Consider the following 19217-nt stretch of genomic DNA (forward strand, 5'->3'; position numbering starts at 1 on the left):
GGATGGCGGCGTCGCCGGAAGGCCGCGGACGGCCCGGTCTACGAGTCGCTTCGCCCTGCGCGGGTCGCCCTGGCGACCGGAGTCCCTTCGGGCCGGCTCGATCAGGTGCTCCGTGAGCATGATCTGGGCCTGGGCCTCCGCTTCGGCGCGGGCCGGCTTGCGGCGGACGACCGGTCGCCGTTCGAGCGGCGCCCTGTCGTCTCGGAGCCGGGCCGCGTCGAGGGCGGCCGGTTCAGCGGCACCCGGCGGCGTGGTCGACGCCGGCCGCCGTGGCGACCGTACGGGCCCGCGCCTGGCGGCGCCCTGTTCGATGAGCATGCGCAGGCCGCCTTCCAGGAGCTTGGTCCTCGTCTCCTGGGACTTCGCCGCGGACGGGCTCACCCGCGTGCCTCCTCCCGCACCGGGCGAAGTCCCGGCCGCGTCCCAGGGGCGGCGGCGTCCGTGTACGAGGCCGTGAAGGAGCCCTCGTAGCCGAAGAGCGGGCCGAAGCGGCGGTTCACCACTCTCACCCGGATCCGGAAGCGTCCGGTGGTGTCGTCGAAGGACTCGCGCACCTCGGCCGTGGCGCCGAGGAGTTCCGGTACGCGCACGTCCACCGGGCCCTCCCGGAAACGGTGCTCGCCCGAGCGGATGAGCAGCGAGCCGTCCGGCTCGGCCGCGAAGTGCAGTTCGCTGGCGAGGTGTTGGTGGGTGCCGAGGTAGTCGAGAATCCGGTCGCCCTTGGGGCTGAGCACCATCTGGGCGTCGAAGCGGCGCGGGCGGCCGGGCAGGTCGAAGGTGCGCACGAAGCTCACCGTCTCGCGGCCGAAGGTGTCGGTGTACGGCACATTCTCGATCACGAAGGGGACGTCACGGCCGGCCCGCGGGACGAGGATGTTACGGGTGGCGCCGAGGGCGAGGAACGGCTTCACGTACGCCGGGCCGTGCCAGATCCGGTGCATGACGCCCCGTCCGATACAGGCCTCCCCGCTCGCCAGGCCCACCGAGAAGCGGCGCCGCAGCTCGGGGTGGAGGCGGCCGAAGCCGTCGCCGAGCACGGTGCGGAACATCGAGGCGGGCGCGGTCATCCGTGCTTCTCCAGGGTGCGCAGGACGCGGGGAGCCCGGGTAGGACCCGCCGGGGCGCGCAGGCACCGGCGGGCGGCGGGGGTGCAGGCGAGGGGGGCCTTGAAGAGAGCGAGCGACATCACGGCGATCAGCAGGAGCGGGCAGAGGCAGGCCGCGCCCGCCCCGGACCGTCCGAAGAGACCGAGGGCGGACTCCGGTCCCAGACCGGCCAGGCACCCGGCGAACAGCAGCGCCCGGACCGCCAGTTCGGCCAGCCAGTTGGCCCGGGCCCGCTCGGGACCGATGCCCCGCTCCAGCCACAGCCGCAGCCGGTCGAAGGACCAGGCGGTCGCCCAGCCCATCAGGGGGCGGAACACGAGCCGGTCGGCGAGCGCGCCGAACACGCCCCAGCGGGGCTGGTAGTCGTAGCCGGTGAGGAAGCGCACGCCGTGCGCGTCGGGCACGTAGCGCCAGTAGCCGCTGCCGCGGGCGAGCAGGGAGAGCGGGTGCGGGGAGACGAAGCGCAGGGCGGAGGTGCGGGTGCCGTCGGGGCGTTCCCGCTCGCCGGCGGCGATCCCGGTGCCGGAAACCGTGAGGAAGGGCAGGACGCGTACGGCGTACCGGAAGCGCTGGGGCTCACCCTCCGCGCGTGGGAGCTGGTCGATCTCCGAGAACCGCACGTCCCAGCGCCGGTGCTGGGCGGGATCCTGGGTGCGCGCCCAGAGTTCGTCCAGATCGGCTCGTATATGTGTCTCTATGTAGAGACCCATGGTGTTCCCCCCACATCCCCTAGGCATTTGAGCGAGTGCTCAAATCATCTGGCAGGGAAACTACACCTGTTTGAGCGATCGCTCAAAGTCCTGGTGCCGAACCGGCCACCGCGGTGACCGCCAAGAACCGCGGCCGGGCGGTGTGGTCGGGGTGCCCTGCCCGGGCCGCCGACCTCACATCAGCACGGCGATCGTGCCCCGCACTCCCCCCTTTCGGCGGGTCTCGACCGCCTCCGTCATCCCCACGAAGGGCAGGGCGGTGGTGCGGAGGGTGAGCCGACCGTCCGTCAGATCCCCCAGCAGCCGGTCGAACACCTCGGCGGGGACATGGCGGCGCACCATGTTCATCGGCAGCAGGGCGACGTCCCGGGACATCAGCGCGGGAAGGTCGACACGGAGTGCGGTGCCGGCCACGTACCCGATCAGGACCACCCGCCCACCGGGCCGCATGGCCCTCAGGAAGTCCGGGACGGTGTTCCCGCCGACGGTGTCGAGCAGGACGTCGGTCTCCCCCTTGATCGCGACCTCTTGCGGGTCCGGGCGGACCAGGACCTCGTGAGCAGCGTCGGGCACGGCGCCGGCCGCGTCCTCGCCCCGGACCACGGCGACGACGTACGCCCCGGCTCGCGCGGCCAACTGCACGCAGAGCGAGCCGACGGCGCCGGCCGCGCCGGTGACCAGTACCCGCTCCCCCTTCCCGATCCGGCCCACCTCCTCCACGGCGGCCCACGCGGTGGTCATCGGTGAGTAACAGGTGGCGGCGAGCGCGGCGGGGGCTTCCCGGGGGACCACACGGATCGCGTCGACCGGGACGCCGACGCGCTCGGCCCAGGTACCGTCCCGCTCCAGGCCGATGCCGCCGCCACGCACCAGCACCCGGCGTCCGAGCAGCGCGGCGTCGCCTGTCACGACGGTGCCGACGCCCGCGGTGCCGGGGGTGAAGGGCAGCGCGGGCCGGTGCGTGAAGGTACCGGTCATGACGATGAGGTCCAGGTGGGTGACGGCGGCGGCCTCGACCTCCACGATGACCTCCCCCTCTCGCGGCGGCCCCGAAAACTCGGTCTCCTCCACGTCCGGTGCGGTGTCCCAGCGATGCAGACGAGCGGCGATCATGGCGTTCTCCAGGGGGCGTTTCCGTCAGGGGTGGTGCCTCACGAGGGGAACACCGCGACGAACCCGCGGTCCAATAAGTCCGCACGCCGAAACTGCCCGCGCCTGCAAGTATCAAGGCACGCCGGCGGTACATCCTGCGATCGCCCCCGCCGCCGCTGCTCCCCTGCAGAGGTACTCAGGCCGCGTTCGCCGTGAATGAGTACGTGCGCCGATGCGTCGACGCCTCCCCCGGGCCGAGGCTCGAACCGTCAACGACCGATCCCGTCCAAGAGGAAACATGACGACGCACCGCACCCGGCGGGCTCCCGGAACCACCGTGATCCTCACCGCCTGCTCCATCGCCGCCCTCGCCGCTCTGCTCACCGGTTGCACGACCGCCGACGCGATCTGCGGGAACGGGCAGTACCCCGTGCAGTACGTCGGCGCGACCGGCGGCGATTGCGTCGACAACGGCCACAAAGTCCCGAAGGGCGCCTTCCGCTACCCGAAGGACAAGACCCCGAAGCACGTGGACGACAAGTGGGACCGCTACTGGCAGACGCACACCCTGGACGAACACGGTGCCGTCGTCCAGGCGCCTCCGGGCTCGTAGCTGCGCGACCCGCTGCCGACCGGGGCGATGGCGACCGAGGGACAAGTGCCGGTCGGGGCGCGTGCGCGTGCCCGGCGAGCCGCGGGCCCGGACCGCCGTGGCCTCGGCCTCAGGGGCCGGTCCGCCGGCTGGACTCGGTCGAAGTGGGCGAGGGCTACGGCGGGGTCCCCTGCGCCGCGACGGCATGCGGTGCTCCTGGGACCGGTACACCCATGACCCCGGCCGGAACGCCCTCCGCTTTCCGCGCGACGGACTTCGGCACCCGAGCCGTTCCCCGTCGGTTGCGCAGCCTTGACGGTGTTGGTCCGGGCCAATACCGTCTGCCTCGCACAGAACTCCACATGGCTCAACACCGCCACCTGTCACCAGAGTTGGTGATGCATCCGCCGGTCGTCATCCAGGTCCGCAAAGGCGCGTGCACTGCTCACCGGAGATCACCAGAGGTGGCACAGCGAACAGCAGCGATCATGTGATTCTTCGGAGGCCAGACCTATGCAACCACCCCCTGGAAGGGCACCGCGCCGCAGGTGGAAGAGAGCGCTCTCTCTGCTTCCCGTCGTCGTGATGACGGTGGCGGCCACCGTCACCACGACCCTGAACGCCCAGGCAGCGGTGCCCCCGACACCGTCGGGCTTCACGCTCACTTGGAGTGACGACTTCAACGGTGCGTCCGGCACAGGCATCGATCAGAGCCTGTGGAAGTACGACACCGGGCCGGGCAGCAACTTCGGCACCGGTGAGATCGAGACGATGACCAACAGCACCTCGAACGTCTACTACGACGGTCAGGGTCATCTGGTGCTCCAGGCCCTGCACTCGGGCTCCGACCCGCGCAGCGGATGGACCTCCGGGCGCGTGGAGACCCAGTCGGCGAGCTTCGGCGCCCCGGCGGGCGGTGTCGTACGCATGGAGTCCGTCCTCCAGCAGCCCAACGTCACCACCGCCAACGGCGCCGGTTACTGGCCGGCGTTCTGGATGCTCGGCGCGCCGCTGCGCGACGGTGTGACCTGGCCGAAGTCCGGCGAGATCGACGTCATGGAGGACATCAACGGCCGCAGCTCCGTCTTCAGCACCCTGCACTGCGGGGTGAACCCGGGCGGTCCGTGCAACGAGTCGACCGGCATCGGCTCGGGTGAACGCGCCTGTTCGGGCTGCCAGACCGGCTTCCACGACTACGCGGTGGAGATCGACCGCTCCATGTCGCCGGAGCAGATCAGGTTCTATCTCGACGGGAACAACTTCTACACCATCAACGCCAACCAGGTGGACGCGACGACCTGGTCGGACGCGGTCGACCACCCCTTCTTCATCATCTACGACCTGGCGATCGGCGGCGGCTTCCCGGACGCCTTCGGCGGGGGCCCGAACGCGTCCACGGTCTCCGGCGGCAAGCTGGTCATCGACTCGGTGGCCGTCTACAACAAGGCGCCCGGCTCCTCGGGCGGCGGTGGCGGCGGCGGTTCGGTGAGCGGCCAGACGATCACCGGCCCCGGCGGCAAGTGCGTGGACGTGGCGGGCGACGACACCGGCGGCGACGGCACCGCCGTACAGCTCTGGGACTGCCAGTCGGCGGCCAAGGACCAGCACTGGACCTGGAGCGGCCAGACCCTGCAGACCCTCGGCAAGTGCCTGGACATCGCCGGAGGCAACAGCGCCGCCGGTACCAAGCTGCAGCTCGCCACCTGCAACAGCGGCGGCTACCAGTCATGGGTGCGGCAACCCGACGGCTCGCTGCGGAACCCGACCAGCGGCCGGTGCATCGACTCGCCGTCGGGTGCCACCGCGAACGGCACACGCCTGCAGATCTGGGACTGCAACGGCTCCGCCGCCCAGCAGTTCGCCATCGGTACCCCGATCTACGGACCGGGCGGCAAGTGCGTGGACGTGGCGGGTGACGACACCGGCGGCGACGGCACCGCGGTCCAGCTCTGGGACTGCCAGCAGGCCACGTCGCTCGACCAGAAGTGGACCTGGAACGGCCAGACCCTGCGTACGCTGGGCAAGTGCCTGGACATCGCCGGCGGTGTGAACGCGGCCGGCACAAAGCTCCAGCTGGCCAACTGCAACGGCGGCGGCTACCAGAACTGGGTCGCCAACGCCGACGGTTCGATGTCCAATCCGACCACCGGCCGGTGCATCGACTCGCCGTCGGGTGCCACCGCGAACGGCACACGCCTGCAGATCTGGGACTGCAACGGCTCCGCCGCCCAGAAGTTCTCGCTGGCATGAGCGAGGTGAGCCCTGTCTGAGACGAGCCGGGGCACGTTGAAGGGCCGCACCTCGACGGGTGCGGCCCTTCGGCACGTTGTCCGCACCGCAGGACCGCCGGTTGGCGGTCTCAGCGACGGTACGCGGTTGTCGCGATCTCGATGAAGGACCGGATCAACGGGTTGGTGTCGCCTTCCTTCCACACCGCCACCACTCTGCTCGGCGGCATGTCGATCAGCGGCACCACGGCCAGCTCCGCGGGCAGTTCGTGTCCGAGCGGGGCCAGGCCGACCGTGCCGTTCCACAGCACGGTCTGCAGGCATTCCTGGACGGCGCGCACCACTGGGCCCTCGCGCGGCCTGCCACCGTCCCAGTACGACTGCCAGAGGGGGTCGGTGCCCTGCGGGAACCGGAACCAGCGGCGCTCGCTCAGTTCGGCCAGCCGCAGCCGGTCACGGCGGGCCAGCGGATCGTCGGCGCGCAGGACCACACCGACCGGATCGGCCCGCAGCGCGCGCACCGTCAGGGCCGTCGCGTCGAACGGCGCCCGAGTGAGCGCGACATCGACCAGTCCGGCGCGCAGCCCGCAGGTGGGGTCGGTCAGATCGGTGTCACGGATGCGGATGTCGATGCCGGGATGGCTCCGACGGTAGGCGGCGGCCAGCCGGGACACTCCCGGGTCGGTGCCGTCGCCCAGGATGCCGATGGTGAGGGTCGCGCGGCCGGCCGCCGCGTGCACGCGCATCCGGACCCGGTCGGCATGGTCGAGCAGGGCCCGCGCCTCGTCGAGCAGCACGGTGCCCACCGGAGTGAGCGTGACCCCCGTGGGCGAGCGGGCGAAGAGCAGAGCCCCGACATCGGCCTCCAACTGCCTGATGGCCCGGCTCAGCGGCGGCTGGCTCATGTGCAGCCGGGTGGCGGCCCGGCCGAAGTGGAGTTCCTCGGCGACGGCCACGAAGTAGCGCAGGATCCGTAGCTCCACGCTGCAACGATACCCAGGCGGTATCGGCGCCGCGGGACAGGTCTTGGACAGTGCCGGGGGCCCGGCGGTGAACTCGTGGGCATGACCGAAGAAACGAAGACCAGCGAGCCGCAGACCCACCCCGCTGTATCGGTGACGAGGCCCGGCGACGGCGAGCTGATCGTGCTGGGTACCACGCGCATGCGGGTTCTGGAGGACGGCAGCCACACCGGGCACCGCCTCGCGATCGCCGAGTCCGTCCTCGCCCCGCACACCCAGGGACCGCCGCAGCACCGCCACGCGCGACACGACGAGGGTTTCTACGTGCTGTCCGGCACCGTGCGGTTCACCGTCGGGGACGAGCACCACGACGCCGCCGCGGGCACGCTCGTGATGGTTCCGCCCGGTGCCCCGCACACGTTCGCCAACCCGACCGACCAACCCGCCGTCATGCTCAGCACCTTCACCCCCGACCTGTACGTGCAGTACTTCCGGGACCTCCAGGACGTACTCGCCGGCGGCCGGCCACTGACGCCACAGGCCAACGCCGACGCGATGAGCCGCTACGCGACCGAGCCCGCCTGAAAGCGAGGGCACGGCCCGGTCCTGTCCGCGCGCGGTCCGCGATCTCCGGGAGCGACAACAGCGGTTCCCTGGCTGCGATGCCCCGGCCCCCGGCTCACGCCGGCGAGGGCAGGTGCACCGCGGGCAGCAGCCCCTGCTCGATCTCCCGGCGCGGCAGCGACAGCCCGAGATGCTCCCCCACCGCCCCGAACAGCCGTCTGGCCAGCTCCTCTTCCTCGTCCTCGGGGTCCTCGCAGCCGGGGAACGTGTCCCTCACCGCCCCGGCCCGGCGTACGGCCGCGTCCAGCGCGGCGAACGCGCCGAGCCGGTCCCTGGGCGGGACCACGGTCTCCAGCAGGCTGTCACCGGGCTCGCCGGAACTCGACTCGCCGACCGCGTCGACGTAGCACACCCACGGGGCTTCGTGCAGGAAGCGATCCAGGCAGACGAGTTCCTCGCCCCGTCGCACCAGGGTGTCCCGGCCCAGCCGGTCGAGGAGGACGAGGTGCCAGGTGGACCGCTCCGGCTCCAGGACGTACGTCCACTCGCCGCTGCGGCCGAACATCGCCACGCTGTCGCCCGGGGGCACGCCTCGCCTGTCGAAGTCCTTGAACAGAGCGGGCCGTTCGGCCTTGCGGCGGTCCGCACCGAGGCGGACCACGAGGTCCACCGGGTCCACGCCCCGCACCGCCGTGAGGGAGATGTCACCGAGCATCCCGCCCTTGACGATCGCCCCGCTGTACCAGTGCTCGCCGATCCACCCCAAGCCGTCCGTCATCGTCCCCTCGCCTCCGTCTTCCCGTACGTCACCGAGCCTCGCTCCCCCGGCAGGCGCCGCCCGCCCGTGCTGCCCGTGCTCGTCGTGCGGGTCGTCGGCGGCGGGTGGCCACGGGAGACGGAGCCGGGAAGGGTCAGGGAATCGTCGGTGCCGTTCCCGAGCTGGCCCGGACGGTCAGTTCCGGTGCGATGAGCACCACGTCGTCCGTCTCGCGCCCGTCGAGTTTGCCCACCAGGAGCCCGACCGCAGTCCGGCCCATCTCCTGGGCAGGGACGGCGACCGAGGTGAGCCGCACCGAGGCCTGGACGGCGACCTGTTCGGGGCAGACGGCCACCACCGACACGTCCTCGGGCACGGCCCGCCCCTGCTGGCGCAGCACGGCGAGCAGGGGTTCCACCGCGGATTCGTTCTGCACGACGAAGCCCGTGGTGCTCGGACGCTCGTCGAAGATCCGGGACAGGGTCGCCGCCATCGCGTCGTAGCCGCCCTCCCAGGGGCGGTGCACGACCCTCAGTCCGAGTTCGCGTGCCCGGGAGCGGAGGCCGTCGAGAGTGCGCTCGGCGAAGCCGGTGTGCCGCTCGTAGACGGCGGGGGCCTCGCCGATGACGGCGACGTCCCGGTGGCCGAGCTTCGCCAGATGCTCCACGCAGAGCGCGCCCGTCGCGCTCCAGTCGAGATCGACGCAGGTCACACCGGCGGTGTCGGTGGGCAGACCGATCAGCACGGCGGGCTGGCCGGTCGCCCGGAGCAAGGGCAGCCGCTCGTCCTCCAGTTCGACGTCCATGAGGATCATCGCGTCGGCAAGACCGCTGCCGGTGACCCGGCGCACCGCGTCGGGGCCCTCCTCACCGGTGAGCAGCAGGACGTCGTAGCCGTGTGTCCGGGCGGTGGTCGCCACGGCGACCGCGATCTCCATCATCACGGGGACGTACATGTCCGTGCGCAGGGGGATCATGAGGGCGATGATGTTCGACCGGTTGCTGGCCAGGGCGCGGGCGCCCGCGTTCGGGTGGTAGCCCAGTGCCCGGATGCTCCGCTCGACCCTCTCCCGGGTCCCCGCGGAGATGGACCGCTTGCCGCTGAGGACATAGCTCACCGTGCTCGCCGAAACTCCGGCGTGCCGGGCGACGTCTGCGAGAGTGACCAACCGGCTCTCCAGGATGTGAAGCGCTTCGACAGTGCGCGATCAGACTTGGCTGAACAAGAAAAGTTCTACCCAATATACCAGCGAGGATGACGGCGTCGACCGCTGTCGAAGCGCTTCGAAAAAGGGTCAGACCGGGATGACTGCTCAGGCCGTCGTCACCGTGACCCGGCCGGTCCCGGTGGCGCTCGGACCGCCGACGATCCGCACGGTGAACGGCTTGTCGCTGCCCTCCGCGGTGACGTGCAGGGCCTCCCCTTCCCGCCGGAGGCGGAACGTGGCGCTGGTGGCGCCGGTCCGGTCCGGGACGGTCACGGTTCGTTCGTCGCCGCCCTCGGCGGCCGGGTGGACCAGCAGGGTGAGGCCGTCCAGCCAGTCGTCGGGGCGCCGGCCGTCGGCGGCCAGCGGCAGGACGGCCCCCTCGCGGACGTACAGCGGCAGGCTGTCGTAACCGTGGCGCTCGGTGCGCCAGGCCGGGCCGGTGACCGTCTCGCCGGTGAGCAGGTGCGTCCAGGCACCTTCGGGCAGGTAGACCTCGACCTCGCCGTCTTCGGTGAAGACCGGGGCGACCAGCAGATCGGCGCCGAGCATGTACTGGCGGTCCAGCGGGCGGCAGGCCGGGTCGCCGGGGAACTCCAGCAGCATCGGGCGCATCGACGGCACGCCCGTGCGGTGGGCCTCGACGCCGACACCGTACAGGTACGGCATCAGACGGTGCTTGAGCAGGGTGAAGCGGCGGGCGACGTCGACGGCCTCGTCGCCGAACTCCCACGGCACGCGGTAGGAGGAGGAGCCGTGCAGACGGCTGTGCGAGGAGAGCAGGCCGAAGGCCAGCCAGCGCTTGAACACCGAGGCGTCGGGGGTCCCTTCGAAGCCGCCGATGTCGTGGCTCCAGAAGCCGAAGCCGCTCAGCGACAGGGACAGCCCGCCGCGCAGCGACTCGGCCATGGCCTCGAAGGAGGACCAGCAGTCACCGCCCCAGTGCACCGGGTACTGCTGGCCGCCGACGGTCGCGGAGCGGGCGAACAGCACCGCCTCGCCCTGCCCGCGTTCCTTCTCCAGGAGATCGAAGACGGTCTTGTTGTACAGCTCGGTGTAGTAGTTGTGCATCCGCTCGGGGTCCGAGCCGTCGTGCCAGACGACGTCGGTGGGGACGCGCTCGCCGAAGTCGGTCTTGAAGCAGTCGACGCCCTGGTCCAGCAGTGGCTTGAGCTTCGACTGGAACCAGGCGCAGGCCTCGGGACTGGTGAAGTCCACCAGCCCCATGCCCGCCTGCCACAGGTCCCACTGCCACACGTCGCCGTCGGCGCGGCGCACCAGGTGCCCCAGTTCGGCGGCCTCCTCGAACAGCGGGGACTTCTGGGCGATGTACGGGTTGATCCAGACACTGATCCTCAGGCCCTTGGCCTTCAGCCGGGCCAGCATGCCCTCGGGGTCGGGGAAGACGTCCGGGTCCCACCGGAAGTCGCACCACTGGTACTCGCGCATCCAGAAGCAGTCGAAATGGAACACGGACAAGGGGATGCCGCGCTCGGCCATGCCGTCGACGAACGACATCACCGTCGCCTCGTCGTAGGAGGTGGTGAAGGAGGTGGTCAGCCACAGGCCGAAGGACCAGGCCGGCGGCAGGGCCGGGCGCCCGGTGAGTCCCGTGTAGCGGGTGAGGACGTCCTTGGGGGTGGGACCGGCGACGACGTAGTACTCCAGGGACTGGTCCTCGACGCTGAACTGGACCTGGCCGACGGATTCCGAACCGACCTCGAAGGAGACCTTGCCGGGGTGGTTGACGAAGACGCCGTAGCCGCGGGAGGAGAGGTAGAACGGGATGTTCTTGTACGCCTGCTCGCTGCTGGTGCCGCCGTCGGCCTGCCATATGTCGACGACCTGGCCGTTCTTGACGAACGGGGTGAAGCGCTCGCCGAGGCCGTAGACCTGCTCGCCGACGCCGAGCGCGAGCTTGGCCACCATGTGGTGCTCGCCCCGGTCGGTGACGGCGAAGGCGGCGCCCTTGGTGCCCGCCCGGGTCAGTTCGCGGCCGTCGGCGTCGCGGAAGCTCAGCGCGAAGGGGGCGGAGCGGTCCAGGCGCAGGGTGAGCGGGCCGCTGGTCAGCTCGGTGACGCCGCCTTCGGCGCGGACCTCGCCGACACCGCCCTCGTCGCCGCCGACGGTGAAGTCGGGGCCGGTCCGGCGCTTGCCGGAGTGGTGGGTGAGGCGGATGCCGATGACGCCCTCGGCGGGCGACCAGCAGTCGACGGAGATGAGCGGCGCGTTGAGCGTGTCGCCCCTCCGCCTCACGCGCTGCACTGCGGCATGGGCAGTGATGCGCTTCGACTCCGTCTGGACGTCACGCACATCGATGGCGTATTCGATGCGTACGCCATCGCGAACACGCCAGAAGCCGTCGGTGAACTTCATGATCTCCCTCAGGGGGTGCGGAGACTGTCGAGCCGGGACGCGGACCTCGTCACGAAGGCTCGGATGAGGCCGGATTGTGCAGGCGACACCTTGCTGCACGACGAGTCGCGAAGCAAGAAGCGAGTGCACGGGGGCTAGCGCCCGGGCGACCTCTTGGCGTATTAGTCATCCCACACAACAAACCCGTCCGGCAATGCCTCCGGACTGCGCGACAGCAAGGGCCGCACATGTCGATTCTGTCGAAGCGCTTCAACACCGCCCCGGTGAACAGGCTCTTCCCTGGCCTGGCGACCGGTGGCCCGCGCTGTCCGCATCACCCGTTCCGTGTTCCGCGCCACCCGCGCCGGGCACAGAGCTGAGCCACCTCCACCCACACGCGTCCGCCGGAACCGCGTCCAGGGCCGCTGGCCCGCGCCGATCCCCGCCACCCCGGCGGGCACGGCGTCCACCGGATCCGGCGCCTCTCCCACCCAAGGGCATCATCGTGAGAGCACACCCACCGAACGGGCCATGGCCCGGGCGCCGGCGGGTCCGCCGGCCCGCCCTCGTCGCGCTCACCGTCGCCTCGGCGGTCGTCGGCAGCACGGCGCTGACCGGCTGCGGCCAGTCCCGCGACCCCGGCGTGTACACCGTCCTGAACTCCTCGACGGACGACTCGTACCACAGTTGGGACGCGGCGACTCTCGAACGCTGCGGCAAGCGGCTCGGCGTCACCGTCCGGCAGCAGTCCGTCCCGGCCGACCAGGTCATGACCAAGTCGCTGCGGATGGCGTCCTCCAAGTCGCTGCCGGACATCATCCAGTTCGACGGCTCCGAGATGCCGGCCTTCGCGGAGACCGGCGGTCTGATGGACCTCCGGAGACTGGGCGTCGACACGACCGACGTGCCGCAGGGCATCCTCGACTACGGCTCCTACAAGGGCACGTACTACGGCGCGGCCCGCACGGTGAACACGCTCGCGCTGTTCTACAACAAGGACGTCCTCGGCAAGGCCGGCGTCAAGGTGCCGACCACGTGGGAGGAGATGCGCGAGGCGGCCCGCAAGCTCACCCGGGGCCACCGGTACGGCATCGCCCTGAGCGCGGGTGGGGCGGAGGACGGTGTCTACCAGTTCACGCCGTTCATGTGGTCCAACGGCGGCGACGAGACCGACCTCGCCGGCCGGCAGGTGATCCAGGCGCTGGACTACTGGAAGTCGCTGCTCTCCGACGGGTCGCTGTCGAAGTCCACGATCAACTGGACCCAGGCCGACGTCAACGACCAGTTCATGGCCGGGAACGCCGCCATGATGATCAATGGCCCGTGGCAGGTGGAGACCCTCAACACCAAGAAGAGCCTGCACTGGGGCATCGCGCGGATTCCCGTCCCGAGGGCCGGGGACGACTCCGTTGGCCCGCTGGGCGGCGGTGAGCTGACCATCCCGGACATCGGCGACACCACGCGCGAGAAGACCTCGGCGAAGATCGTCAACTGCCTGACGAGCGAGCAGGAGGAAGTGACCTACGCGCTCAACAGCTGGATGATCCCGGCCAATCGGAAGGCCGCCGCCGTCTGGCGCAAGAAGGTGCCCTCGCTCAGCTCGCTGGCCGACCAGGTCGCGGTGGCGCGCTCGCGCACCGCCAAGGTCGGCTCCGGCTGGACGTCGATCTCGCTCGCCCTGCAGAGCGCGTTCCAGTCGGCGCTCACGGGCCAGTCCTCCGCGTCGGCACTGAAGCACGCGCAGGCGCGCGTCGAGAGCGGGAAGTGAGGCAACCACGGTGTCCACCACCACTGTTCCGGGCCCCGCGGCCATCGGCAGCTCCGCCGAAGCCACCCCCGACCCGGCCCGCGCCCGCCGCCGGCGCACGCTCGCGCAGTGGGGCTTCGTCGCCCCCGCCGTGCTGTTCATGCTGCTGTTCTTCGGCTACCCGCTCGTCCGCAACATCGTGATGAGCTTCCAGCACTACACGCCGTCGACCTTCTTCACCGGCAAGGCCCCCTTCAACGGCCTGGACAACTGGCGCAAGGTCTTCGGCGACGGCCTGTTCGGCAAGGCCCTGTGGCAGACGATCCTCTTCACGATCGGCTCGCTGATCGGGCAGTTCTGCATCGGCCTGGCCCTGGCGGTGTTCTTCAACCGCAGGTTCCCGCTGGGCGGTGTGCTGCGCGCGCTGATCCTGCTGCCCTGGCTGGTGCCCATGGTCGTCTCCGGCATCGTCTGGCGGCGCATCCTGGACCAGGACATCGGCGTGCTGAACTCCTTCCTCGGGCTGTTCGGCATCGGTCACACGCCATGGCTGACCAGCACGCACGTGGCACTGCTCGCCGTGATCCTGGTGAACGTCTGGATCGGCATCCCGTTCAACATGGTGATCCTCTACGGCGGACTCCAGGAACTTCCGCGCGAGGTCTACGAGGCCGCCTCGCTCGACGGCGCCTCCGCGTGGCGCACCTTCCGCTCGATCACGCTGCCGCTGCTGAAGCCCGTCATCACCGTCGTGCTCGTACTGGGCTTCATGTCCACGGTCAAGATCCTCGACCTGGTGCTGGCGCTCACCGACGGCGGCCCCGCCGACTCCACGCAGACCTTGGGGACGCTGACCTACCAGGACTCCTTCGTCCAACTGGACTTCGGGGCCGGCGCCGTGGTCGGCAACGTCCTCGTCCTGATCTCCGCCGTGTTCGCGGTGTTCTACCTGCGGGCCAACCGCACCGAAGGGAAGTGACGGGCATGGCGACCACCACCGACACCACCGCGGCCGTCGGCAGGCCGAAGCGCCACTGGGGCACGACGGCCGTCGGCCTCCTCATCCTGTGCGTGATGTTGTTCCCGCTGTACTGGATGGTCGACACCGCGCTGCAGCCCGACTCCGGTCTGCTGGAGGTGGACCCGGTTCCGCACGGACTGGACCTGTCCGGCTTCTCCTCGGCCCTGACCGAGCAGGGTGGTCATCTGCTGACCTCGCTCGCGGTCGCGGTCGGCGCCGTCGTGATCTGCCTGGCGTTCTCCGCGCCAGCCGCCTACGGCCTCGCGCAGTTCCGGCTTCGCGGCGCGAGGACCGTGGTGTTCGGCACCCTGATCACGCAGATGGTCCCGGGGATCGTCATCGCCAACGCGCTCTACAGCGCGTACGTGGACCTCGGCCTGGTCAACTCCTACTTCGGGCTGATGCTGGCCGACGCCTCCCTGGGCATCCCCTTCGCGGTGGTGCTGATGCGGTCCTTCATGGTGGCGATCCCGCGAGAGGTCATCGAGGCCGCCGAGGTGGACGGTGCCGGCCGGGTGCGCACCTTCGTCCGGGTCGTACTGCCGATGAGCCGCAACTCGCTGATCACCGCCGGGCTGTTCTCCTTCCTGTACGCCTGGAGCGACTTCATGTTCGCGCTCACCCTCAACACCACCGACCACGTCAAGCCGGTCACCCTCGGCATCTACCAGTACATCGGCGCGCACGTCGGCGACTGGGGCTCGGTCATGGCCGCCTCCGTCCTCGCCGCGATCCCCGCGGCGATCCTGCTCGTACTCGCCCAGAAGTACATCGCCGCCGGCATCACCGGCGGTTCCGTCAAGTGACCATGCCGTGCGCCGCCCTCTCGCGCCGGCTGCCGGGCAGGCAGGGCGAGCGCCCGGAGCGGCGCCGGCAGTCGCCCGGGCAGCAGCCCGCCCCCTGCCCACACGCCGGCCGTGCGCCGCAGTGTCTGCGCCACCGTCCGCGCCCGGTCGATCCGGGGGAAACGAGCGCGCGGAACACGTCCTCGGGTGCCGGTGACGCGGGCGGCGTGCCCTTGCCGACCACGTCGGCGCATCTCCTCGGGATCTCGGTTACGGGCGAGGACGGGGCACCGCCGCGCGGCGGGGCACGCGACCGCCCGGCACCGGGATGCGGGCCGGGCGGTCCTGCCGGACGGCGGCCGCCGTCCGTCGTCGGCGGCCGTCGTCACGCGAGCGGTACGGCGGTCAGTTGCGCCAGGTGTCGTTCAGCGTGACCTCGCCGCCGGCGGGAACGGTGGCCCCGCTCTCCCAGGTGACGCTGCCGGAGGCGTCCTTGCGGATGTACTCGTACGCGAACGACGTGCCCGCGGACCATGCTGCCCACGGCCGGCCCGCCGCTGTTCGGCAAGCTGCCGCCGGGGCGGTACGAGGCCGGGATCTCCGCCTTCCTGATGAAGCCGGTCTCCCGCGGGCAGGTACGGCTGCGCTCGGCCGATCCGCTCGAACCCCCCGTCATCGACCCCGCGTTCCTGACGGACCCCGACGGCCGCGACGTGGCGGTGCTGCGCTCGGGGCTCAGGAAGGTGGCGGACCTGGCCGAGACGCTGCGGCCGCTGGCGGCTGCGACGGACGCGATACCGGCCCACGCCCTGTCCGACGCGGACCTGCGCGGACGGGTGGGCACCTACTGGCACCCCGTGGGGACCTGCGCCGTGGGCCCGGCCGACGACCCGCGAGCGGTGGTCGACGGGCAGGGAACGGTCCACGGTGTGACGAACCTCCGGATCGCCGACGCCTCCGTCCTGCCGACCGTCCCCGCCGCCAACACCCAGTTGCCGGTCCTGGCCGTCGCCGAGATGCTGGCCGACGCCCTTTCCGCCTGACCGGCCTGCCCCACGCCACCCCACCTCCGCGGAGACTTCTGATGGCAGCACAGACCGACATACGCGCGCACCGGCTGGTGTACGGCTGCATGGGCCTGGGCGGCGGCTGGGACGGCCGGCCGTACACGTCCGAGGACATCCGGCACGCCGAGACCGCGATCGAGGCGGCCCTGGCCGCCGGGATCACGGCGTTCGACCACGCCGACATCTACCGGTACGGCAAGTCGGAGGCCGGCTTCGGCGAGGTGCTCGCCCGGACGCCCGGGCTGCGCCGGCGCATCGTCCTCCAGGGAAAGTGCGGCATCCGGCTGCCCGACGGCGAGCGGCCCGGACACTACGACCTGCGGGGCGCGAGCATCCGGCGGCGGGTCGAGGAGAGTCTCGTCCGGTTGCGCACGGACGTCCTGGACGTCCTCCTGCTGCACCGGCCGGACCCGCTCGCCGACCCCGAGGACATCGCCGAGGCCCTGACGTCCCTGCACGCCCAAGGTCTGGTCCGGCAGTTCGGCGTCTCGAACATGAGCGGGCCCCGGATCGCGTTCCTCCAGGCCCATCTGGACGTTCCGCTGGTCGTCGACCAACTCGAGATGAGCCTGGCCCGGCGGGACTGGGTGGAGGCAGGCGTCCTGTTCGACACGCCGGCCGGCGCCGCCAACGGCTTCGCGACCGGCACGCTGGAGCACTGCGCGGCCCAGGGCATCCGGCTCCAGGCCTGGGGGCCGCTCACCCGGGGCAGCCTCACCGCCGACCCCGACTCGCCGGTGTGCCGACTCGTCACGGACCTCGCCGGGCGCAAGGGAACCACACCGCAGACCGTCCTCCTGTGGTGGCTGCAACGCCATCCGGCGGGCATCGCCCCGGTCATCGGCACGGCCCGGCCCGAACGCATCGCCGCCTGCCGGGACGCGGCCCTGCGCGAGCCGGACCTCACCCACGAGGAGTGGTACGCGCTGTGGGTCGCCGCGCGCGGCGTGCCCCTCCCCTGATACGGCCGCCGGGCCGCAGCGGGTCGAGCAGGACGAGCCCGCACGCCGGGACGGAGCCGTAGTCGGACCTGCGCGTCGAGGCGGCGCGTCACGTTCTGTGTCAGGTCCGTGAGGAAACCGCAGACCGGTTGTGAATGTCCCGGCCCTTTCCCGTGTCCTTCGCCACAGCATTGCCGCAAAGCAACGGAGCCGAGGTGTGGCGATATGGTCGGCCGATGTACTGATATGTGGCCTCGCATTCATCGGCAGGCGGGTTGAGCAGCTTCGACATCGGGGCGAACGTCCTGCGCGTCGTGAGCTTTATGATCGTCGGCGAACTACTGGCTTTACGTCCGTCCTCCTGTCGTCGACGGTTCTTGGCGACCGCGAATGTAAAAATTTTGCGCGGATCGCGTGTCCGTGACGCAGGGGAAGAAGGGTGAACTCCATGGCTCTCGGGCTGCTCCGTCGTCGGCGTTCCCGTGGTGCCTCCGGTGCCGGATCGAGCATCTCGGTCCCCCTGCCGCCCGGTGCCGGGGCGTTCGGCTTCGAGGTGCTCGATCCCATGGGGCAGCCCATGGGCGGAGCCGAGGTCACCGTGACCGCACTGGACAGCCACCGGGTCGCGACACGTGGCACCACGGACCCCCACGGCTACTTCATAGCGACGCTGCCACCGGGTTCCTACAGCGTGATGGTCGTGGCCGAGGGCCTGTCACCCGCTCGGGAGAACCTCGACATCGCAGCCGGTGTGGCGCTGCCCCCCGTGCGCATCGCGCTCCAGCCCGCCCGCCAGATGGAACTGCCGACGGCCGGGACCTGGCTGTTCGACCCTCCGCACACCGCGATCCGGTTCATCGCCAAGCACGTGGGCATGGCCCATGTCCACGGGCGGTTCACCCGCTTCCAGGGCAGCATCCGCGTCGCTCCGAACATGGCCGACTCACAGGTGGCGGTGCGCATCGACGCCGCCAGCGTCACCACGGGCAACAACACCCGCGACAACCACCTGCGTTCCGCCGACTTCCTGGACGTCGAGCGATACCCGTACATCGACTTCACCAGCACGCGGTTCGCCCACCGCGGCGGCTCCAAGTGGACCCTGCACGGCACGCTCACCATGCACGGCACCAGCCGTTCCGTCGGCCTCGACACCACCTACCTGGGGTCGATCAACGGGGGCTACGAACAGGAACTGCGCTGCGCGGCCCTGGCGAAGGCCGAACTCCATCGGGAGGACTTCACCCTCAACTGGCGTTCCATGCTCGCCCGCGGCATCGCCGTCGTCGGACCGACCGTCCAACTGGAGTTGGACGTACAGGCGATGTACCGCACCCACGACACGCCCACGCCACCGCAGTAGACCCTCACGGGGGGGACTCCTGACCGAGCAATCAGATGGGAAAGGGCTCACGATCATGGGTATCTTCGGCCGACGCCAGACCGCCGACAGCGAGCCGGCCCCGGCTTTCGGCACCGGCGCCTCCGTCGCGGAGGCCACGTCCCGGGGAGTCGCACTCGACCCGGCACTGGGAGCACTGACCGGGCAATGGACCATCGACCGCCCGCACAGCCGCATCGGATTCTCCGTGCGGCACGCCATGGTCACGACAGTCCGGGGGGCCTTCACCGATTACGACAGCACGTTGTACTTCGACGGGGCCCAGCCCTCGGAGTCGCGGGCCGAACTCGTCATCCGGGTCGCCAGCGTCGACACGGGCGTGGAACAGAGAGACGCGCACATCATCGGCCCTGACTTCTTCGACGCGCGCCGCTACCCGGAAATGACCTTCCGCAGCACCTCCACCGTCCACGAGGGCGGAGAGACCTTCCGCATGACCGGGGACCTGACCATCCGCGACGTCACCCGGCCTGTCGATCTGCAACTCGACTATCTCGGCTCGGTCCTGGACCCCTTCGGCTACGAGCGCGCCGGCTTCGACGGCACCACCACCATCGACCGCACCGAATGGGGTCTGGTCTACAACCAGCGCCTCAAGGCAGGCGGCACCATGGTGAGCGAGAAGGTCCGGCTGCAGTTCGACATCTCGGCGATCCGGTCGACGTCATAAGCGGCAGGTGAGGA

General features: G+C 70.7%; 17 protein-coding genes. 10 read left to right on the forward strand and 7 right to left on the reverse strand.

Going from position 1 to position 19217, the window contains the following annotated elements; translation table 11 throughout:
* Positions 1–377: 377 nt before the first annotated feature.
* The 3 genes from FRZ03_RS15155 to FRZ03_RS15165 form a co-directional block, all read right to left on the reverse strand.
* Positions 378–1067: a DUF4166 domain-containing protein gene (locus tag FRZ03_RS15155; RefSeq protein WP_146465677.1), complete on the reverse strand. Its 690-nt coding sequence runs from the start codon at positions 1065–1067 to the stop codon at positions 378–380.
* Entirely contained in the window at positions 1064–1816 is a 753-nt protein-coding gene (locus FRZ03_RS15160) for a hypothetical protein (RefSeq protein WP_146465678.1), read from the reverse strand. The genes FRZ03_RS15155 and FRZ03_RS15160 overlap by 4 nt, the downstream gene beginning before the upstream one ends.
* A gap of 174 nt (positions 1817–1990) precedes the next feature.
* Entirely contained in the window at positions 1991–2929 is a 939-nt protein-coding gene (locus FRZ03_RS15165; protein WP_146465679.1) for a quinone oxidoreductase family protein, read from the reverse strand.
* A gap of 277 nt (positions 2930–3206) precedes the next feature.
* Here FRZ03_RS15165 and FRZ03_RS15170 point away from each other — a divergent pair, with 277 nt between their 5' ends.
* Positions 3207–3521, forward strand: a complete 315-nt coding sequence (locus tag FRZ03_RS15170) for an SCO0607 family lipoprotein (RefSeq protein WP_146465680.1) — start codon at positions 3207–3209, stop codon at positions 3519–3521.
* 564 nt (positions 3522–4085) lie between these two features.
* Positions 4086–5750, forward strand: coding sequence for a ricin-type beta-trefoil lectin domain protein (locus FRZ03_RS15175; RefSeq protein WP_261399068.1), 1665 nt, complete (start codon positions 4086–4088; stop codon positions 5748–5750).
* 109 nt (positions 5751–5859) lie between these two features.
* On the opposite strand, the gene FRZ03_RS15180 is transcribed toward FRZ03_RS15175, so the two are convergent.
* Positions 5860–6711: a LysR family transcriptional regulator gene (locus tag FRZ03_RS15180; protein ID WP_261399069.1), complete on the reverse strand. Its 852-nt coding sequence runs from the start codon at positions 6709–6711 to the stop codon at positions 5860–5862.
* A gap of 81 nt (positions 6712–6792) precedes the next feature.
* Here FRZ03_RS15180 and FRZ03_RS15185 point away from each other — a divergent pair, with 81 nt between their 5' ends.
* Positions 6793–7275, forward strand: a complete 483-nt coding sequence (locus FRZ03_RS15185) for a cupin domain-containing protein (RefSeq protein ID WP_186785433.1) — start codon at positions 6793–6795, stop codon at positions 7273–7275.
* Between the two features lie 94 nt (positions 7276–7369).
* Here the strand turns inward: FRZ03_RS15185 and FRZ03_RS15190 are convergent, their stop codons facing one another.
* From FRZ03_RS15190 to yicI, 3 genes are all read right to left on the reverse strand, one after another.
* Positions 7370–8032: a hypothetical protein gene (locus FRZ03_RS15190; RefSeq protein ID WP_146465683.1), complete on the reverse strand. Its 663-nt coding sequence runs from the start codon at positions 8030–8032 to the stop codon at positions 7370–7372.
* 133 nt (positions 8033–8165) lie between these two features.
* The gene (locus FRZ03_RS15195; RefSeq protein WP_146465684.1) at positions 8166–9179 is read right to left on the reverse strand and encodes a LacI family DNA-binding transcriptional regulator; all 1014 of its coding nucleotides are present in this window, start codon (positions 9177–9179) and stop codon (positions 8166–8168) included.
* 144 nt (positions 9180–9323) lie between these two features.
* Positions 9324–11591, reverse strand: coding sequence for an alpha-xylosidase (yicI, locus tag FRZ03_RS15200; protein WP_146465685.1), 2268 nt, complete (start codon positions 11589–11591; stop codon positions 9324–9326).
* A 484-nt stretch (positions 11592–12075) separates the two neighbouring features.
* Here yicI and FRZ03_RS15205 point away from each other — a divergent pair, with 484 nt between their 5' ends.
* The 7 genes from FRZ03_RS15205 (at position 12076) to FRZ03_RS15240 (ending at position 19203) form a co-directional block, all read left to right on the forward strand.
* Entirely contained in the window at positions 12076–13338 is a 1263-nt protein-coding gene (locus FRZ03_RS15205) for a sugar ABC transporter substrate-binding protein (RefSeq protein ID WP_398660380.1), read from the forward strand.
* Between the two features lie 43 nt (positions 13339–13381).
* Entirely contained in the window at positions 13382–14296 is a 915-nt protein-coding gene (locus FRZ03_RS15210) for a carbohydrate ABC transporter permease (protein WP_261399127.1), read from the forward strand.
* Positions 14297–14301: 5 nt separating this feature from the next.
* The gene (locus FRZ03_RS15215; RefSeq protein WP_146465688.1) at positions 14302–15144 is read left to right on the forward strand and encodes a carbohydrate ABC transporter permease; all 843 of its coding nucleotides are present in this window, start codon (positions 14302–14304) and stop codon (positions 15142–15144) included.
* 512 nt (positions 15145–15656) lie between these two features.
* Entirely contained in the window at positions 15657–16166 is a 510-nt protein-coding gene (locus FRZ03_RS15225) for a GMC oxidoreductase (RefSeq protein WP_146465689.1), read from the forward strand.
* A gap of 41 nt (positions 16167–16207) precedes the next feature.
* The gene (locus tag FRZ03_RS15230; RefSeq protein ID WP_261399070.1) at positions 16208–17152 is read left to right on the forward strand and encodes an aldo/keto reductase; all 945 of its coding nucleotides are present in this window, start codon (positions 16208–16210) and stop codon (positions 17150–17152) included.
* 427 nt (positions 17153–17579) lie between these two features.
* Positions 17580–18494, forward strand: a complete 915-nt coding sequence (locus FRZ03_RS15235) for a YceI family protein (RefSeq protein WP_186785434.1) — start codon at positions 17580–17582, stop codon at positions 18492–18494.
* A gap of 55 nt (positions 18495–18549) precedes the next feature.
* Positions 18550–19203, forward strand: a complete 654-nt coding sequence (locus FRZ03_RS15240) for a YceI family protein (RefSeq protein ID WP_146465690.1) — start codon at positions 18550–18552, stop codon at positions 19201–19203.
* Positions 19204–19217 lie beyond the last annotated feature (14 nt).

The organism is Streptomyces misionensis (assembly GCF_007896895.1).
GTDB lineage: Bacteria > Actinomycetota > Actinomycetes > Streptomycetales > Streptomycetaceae > Streptomyces > Streptomyces misionensis_A.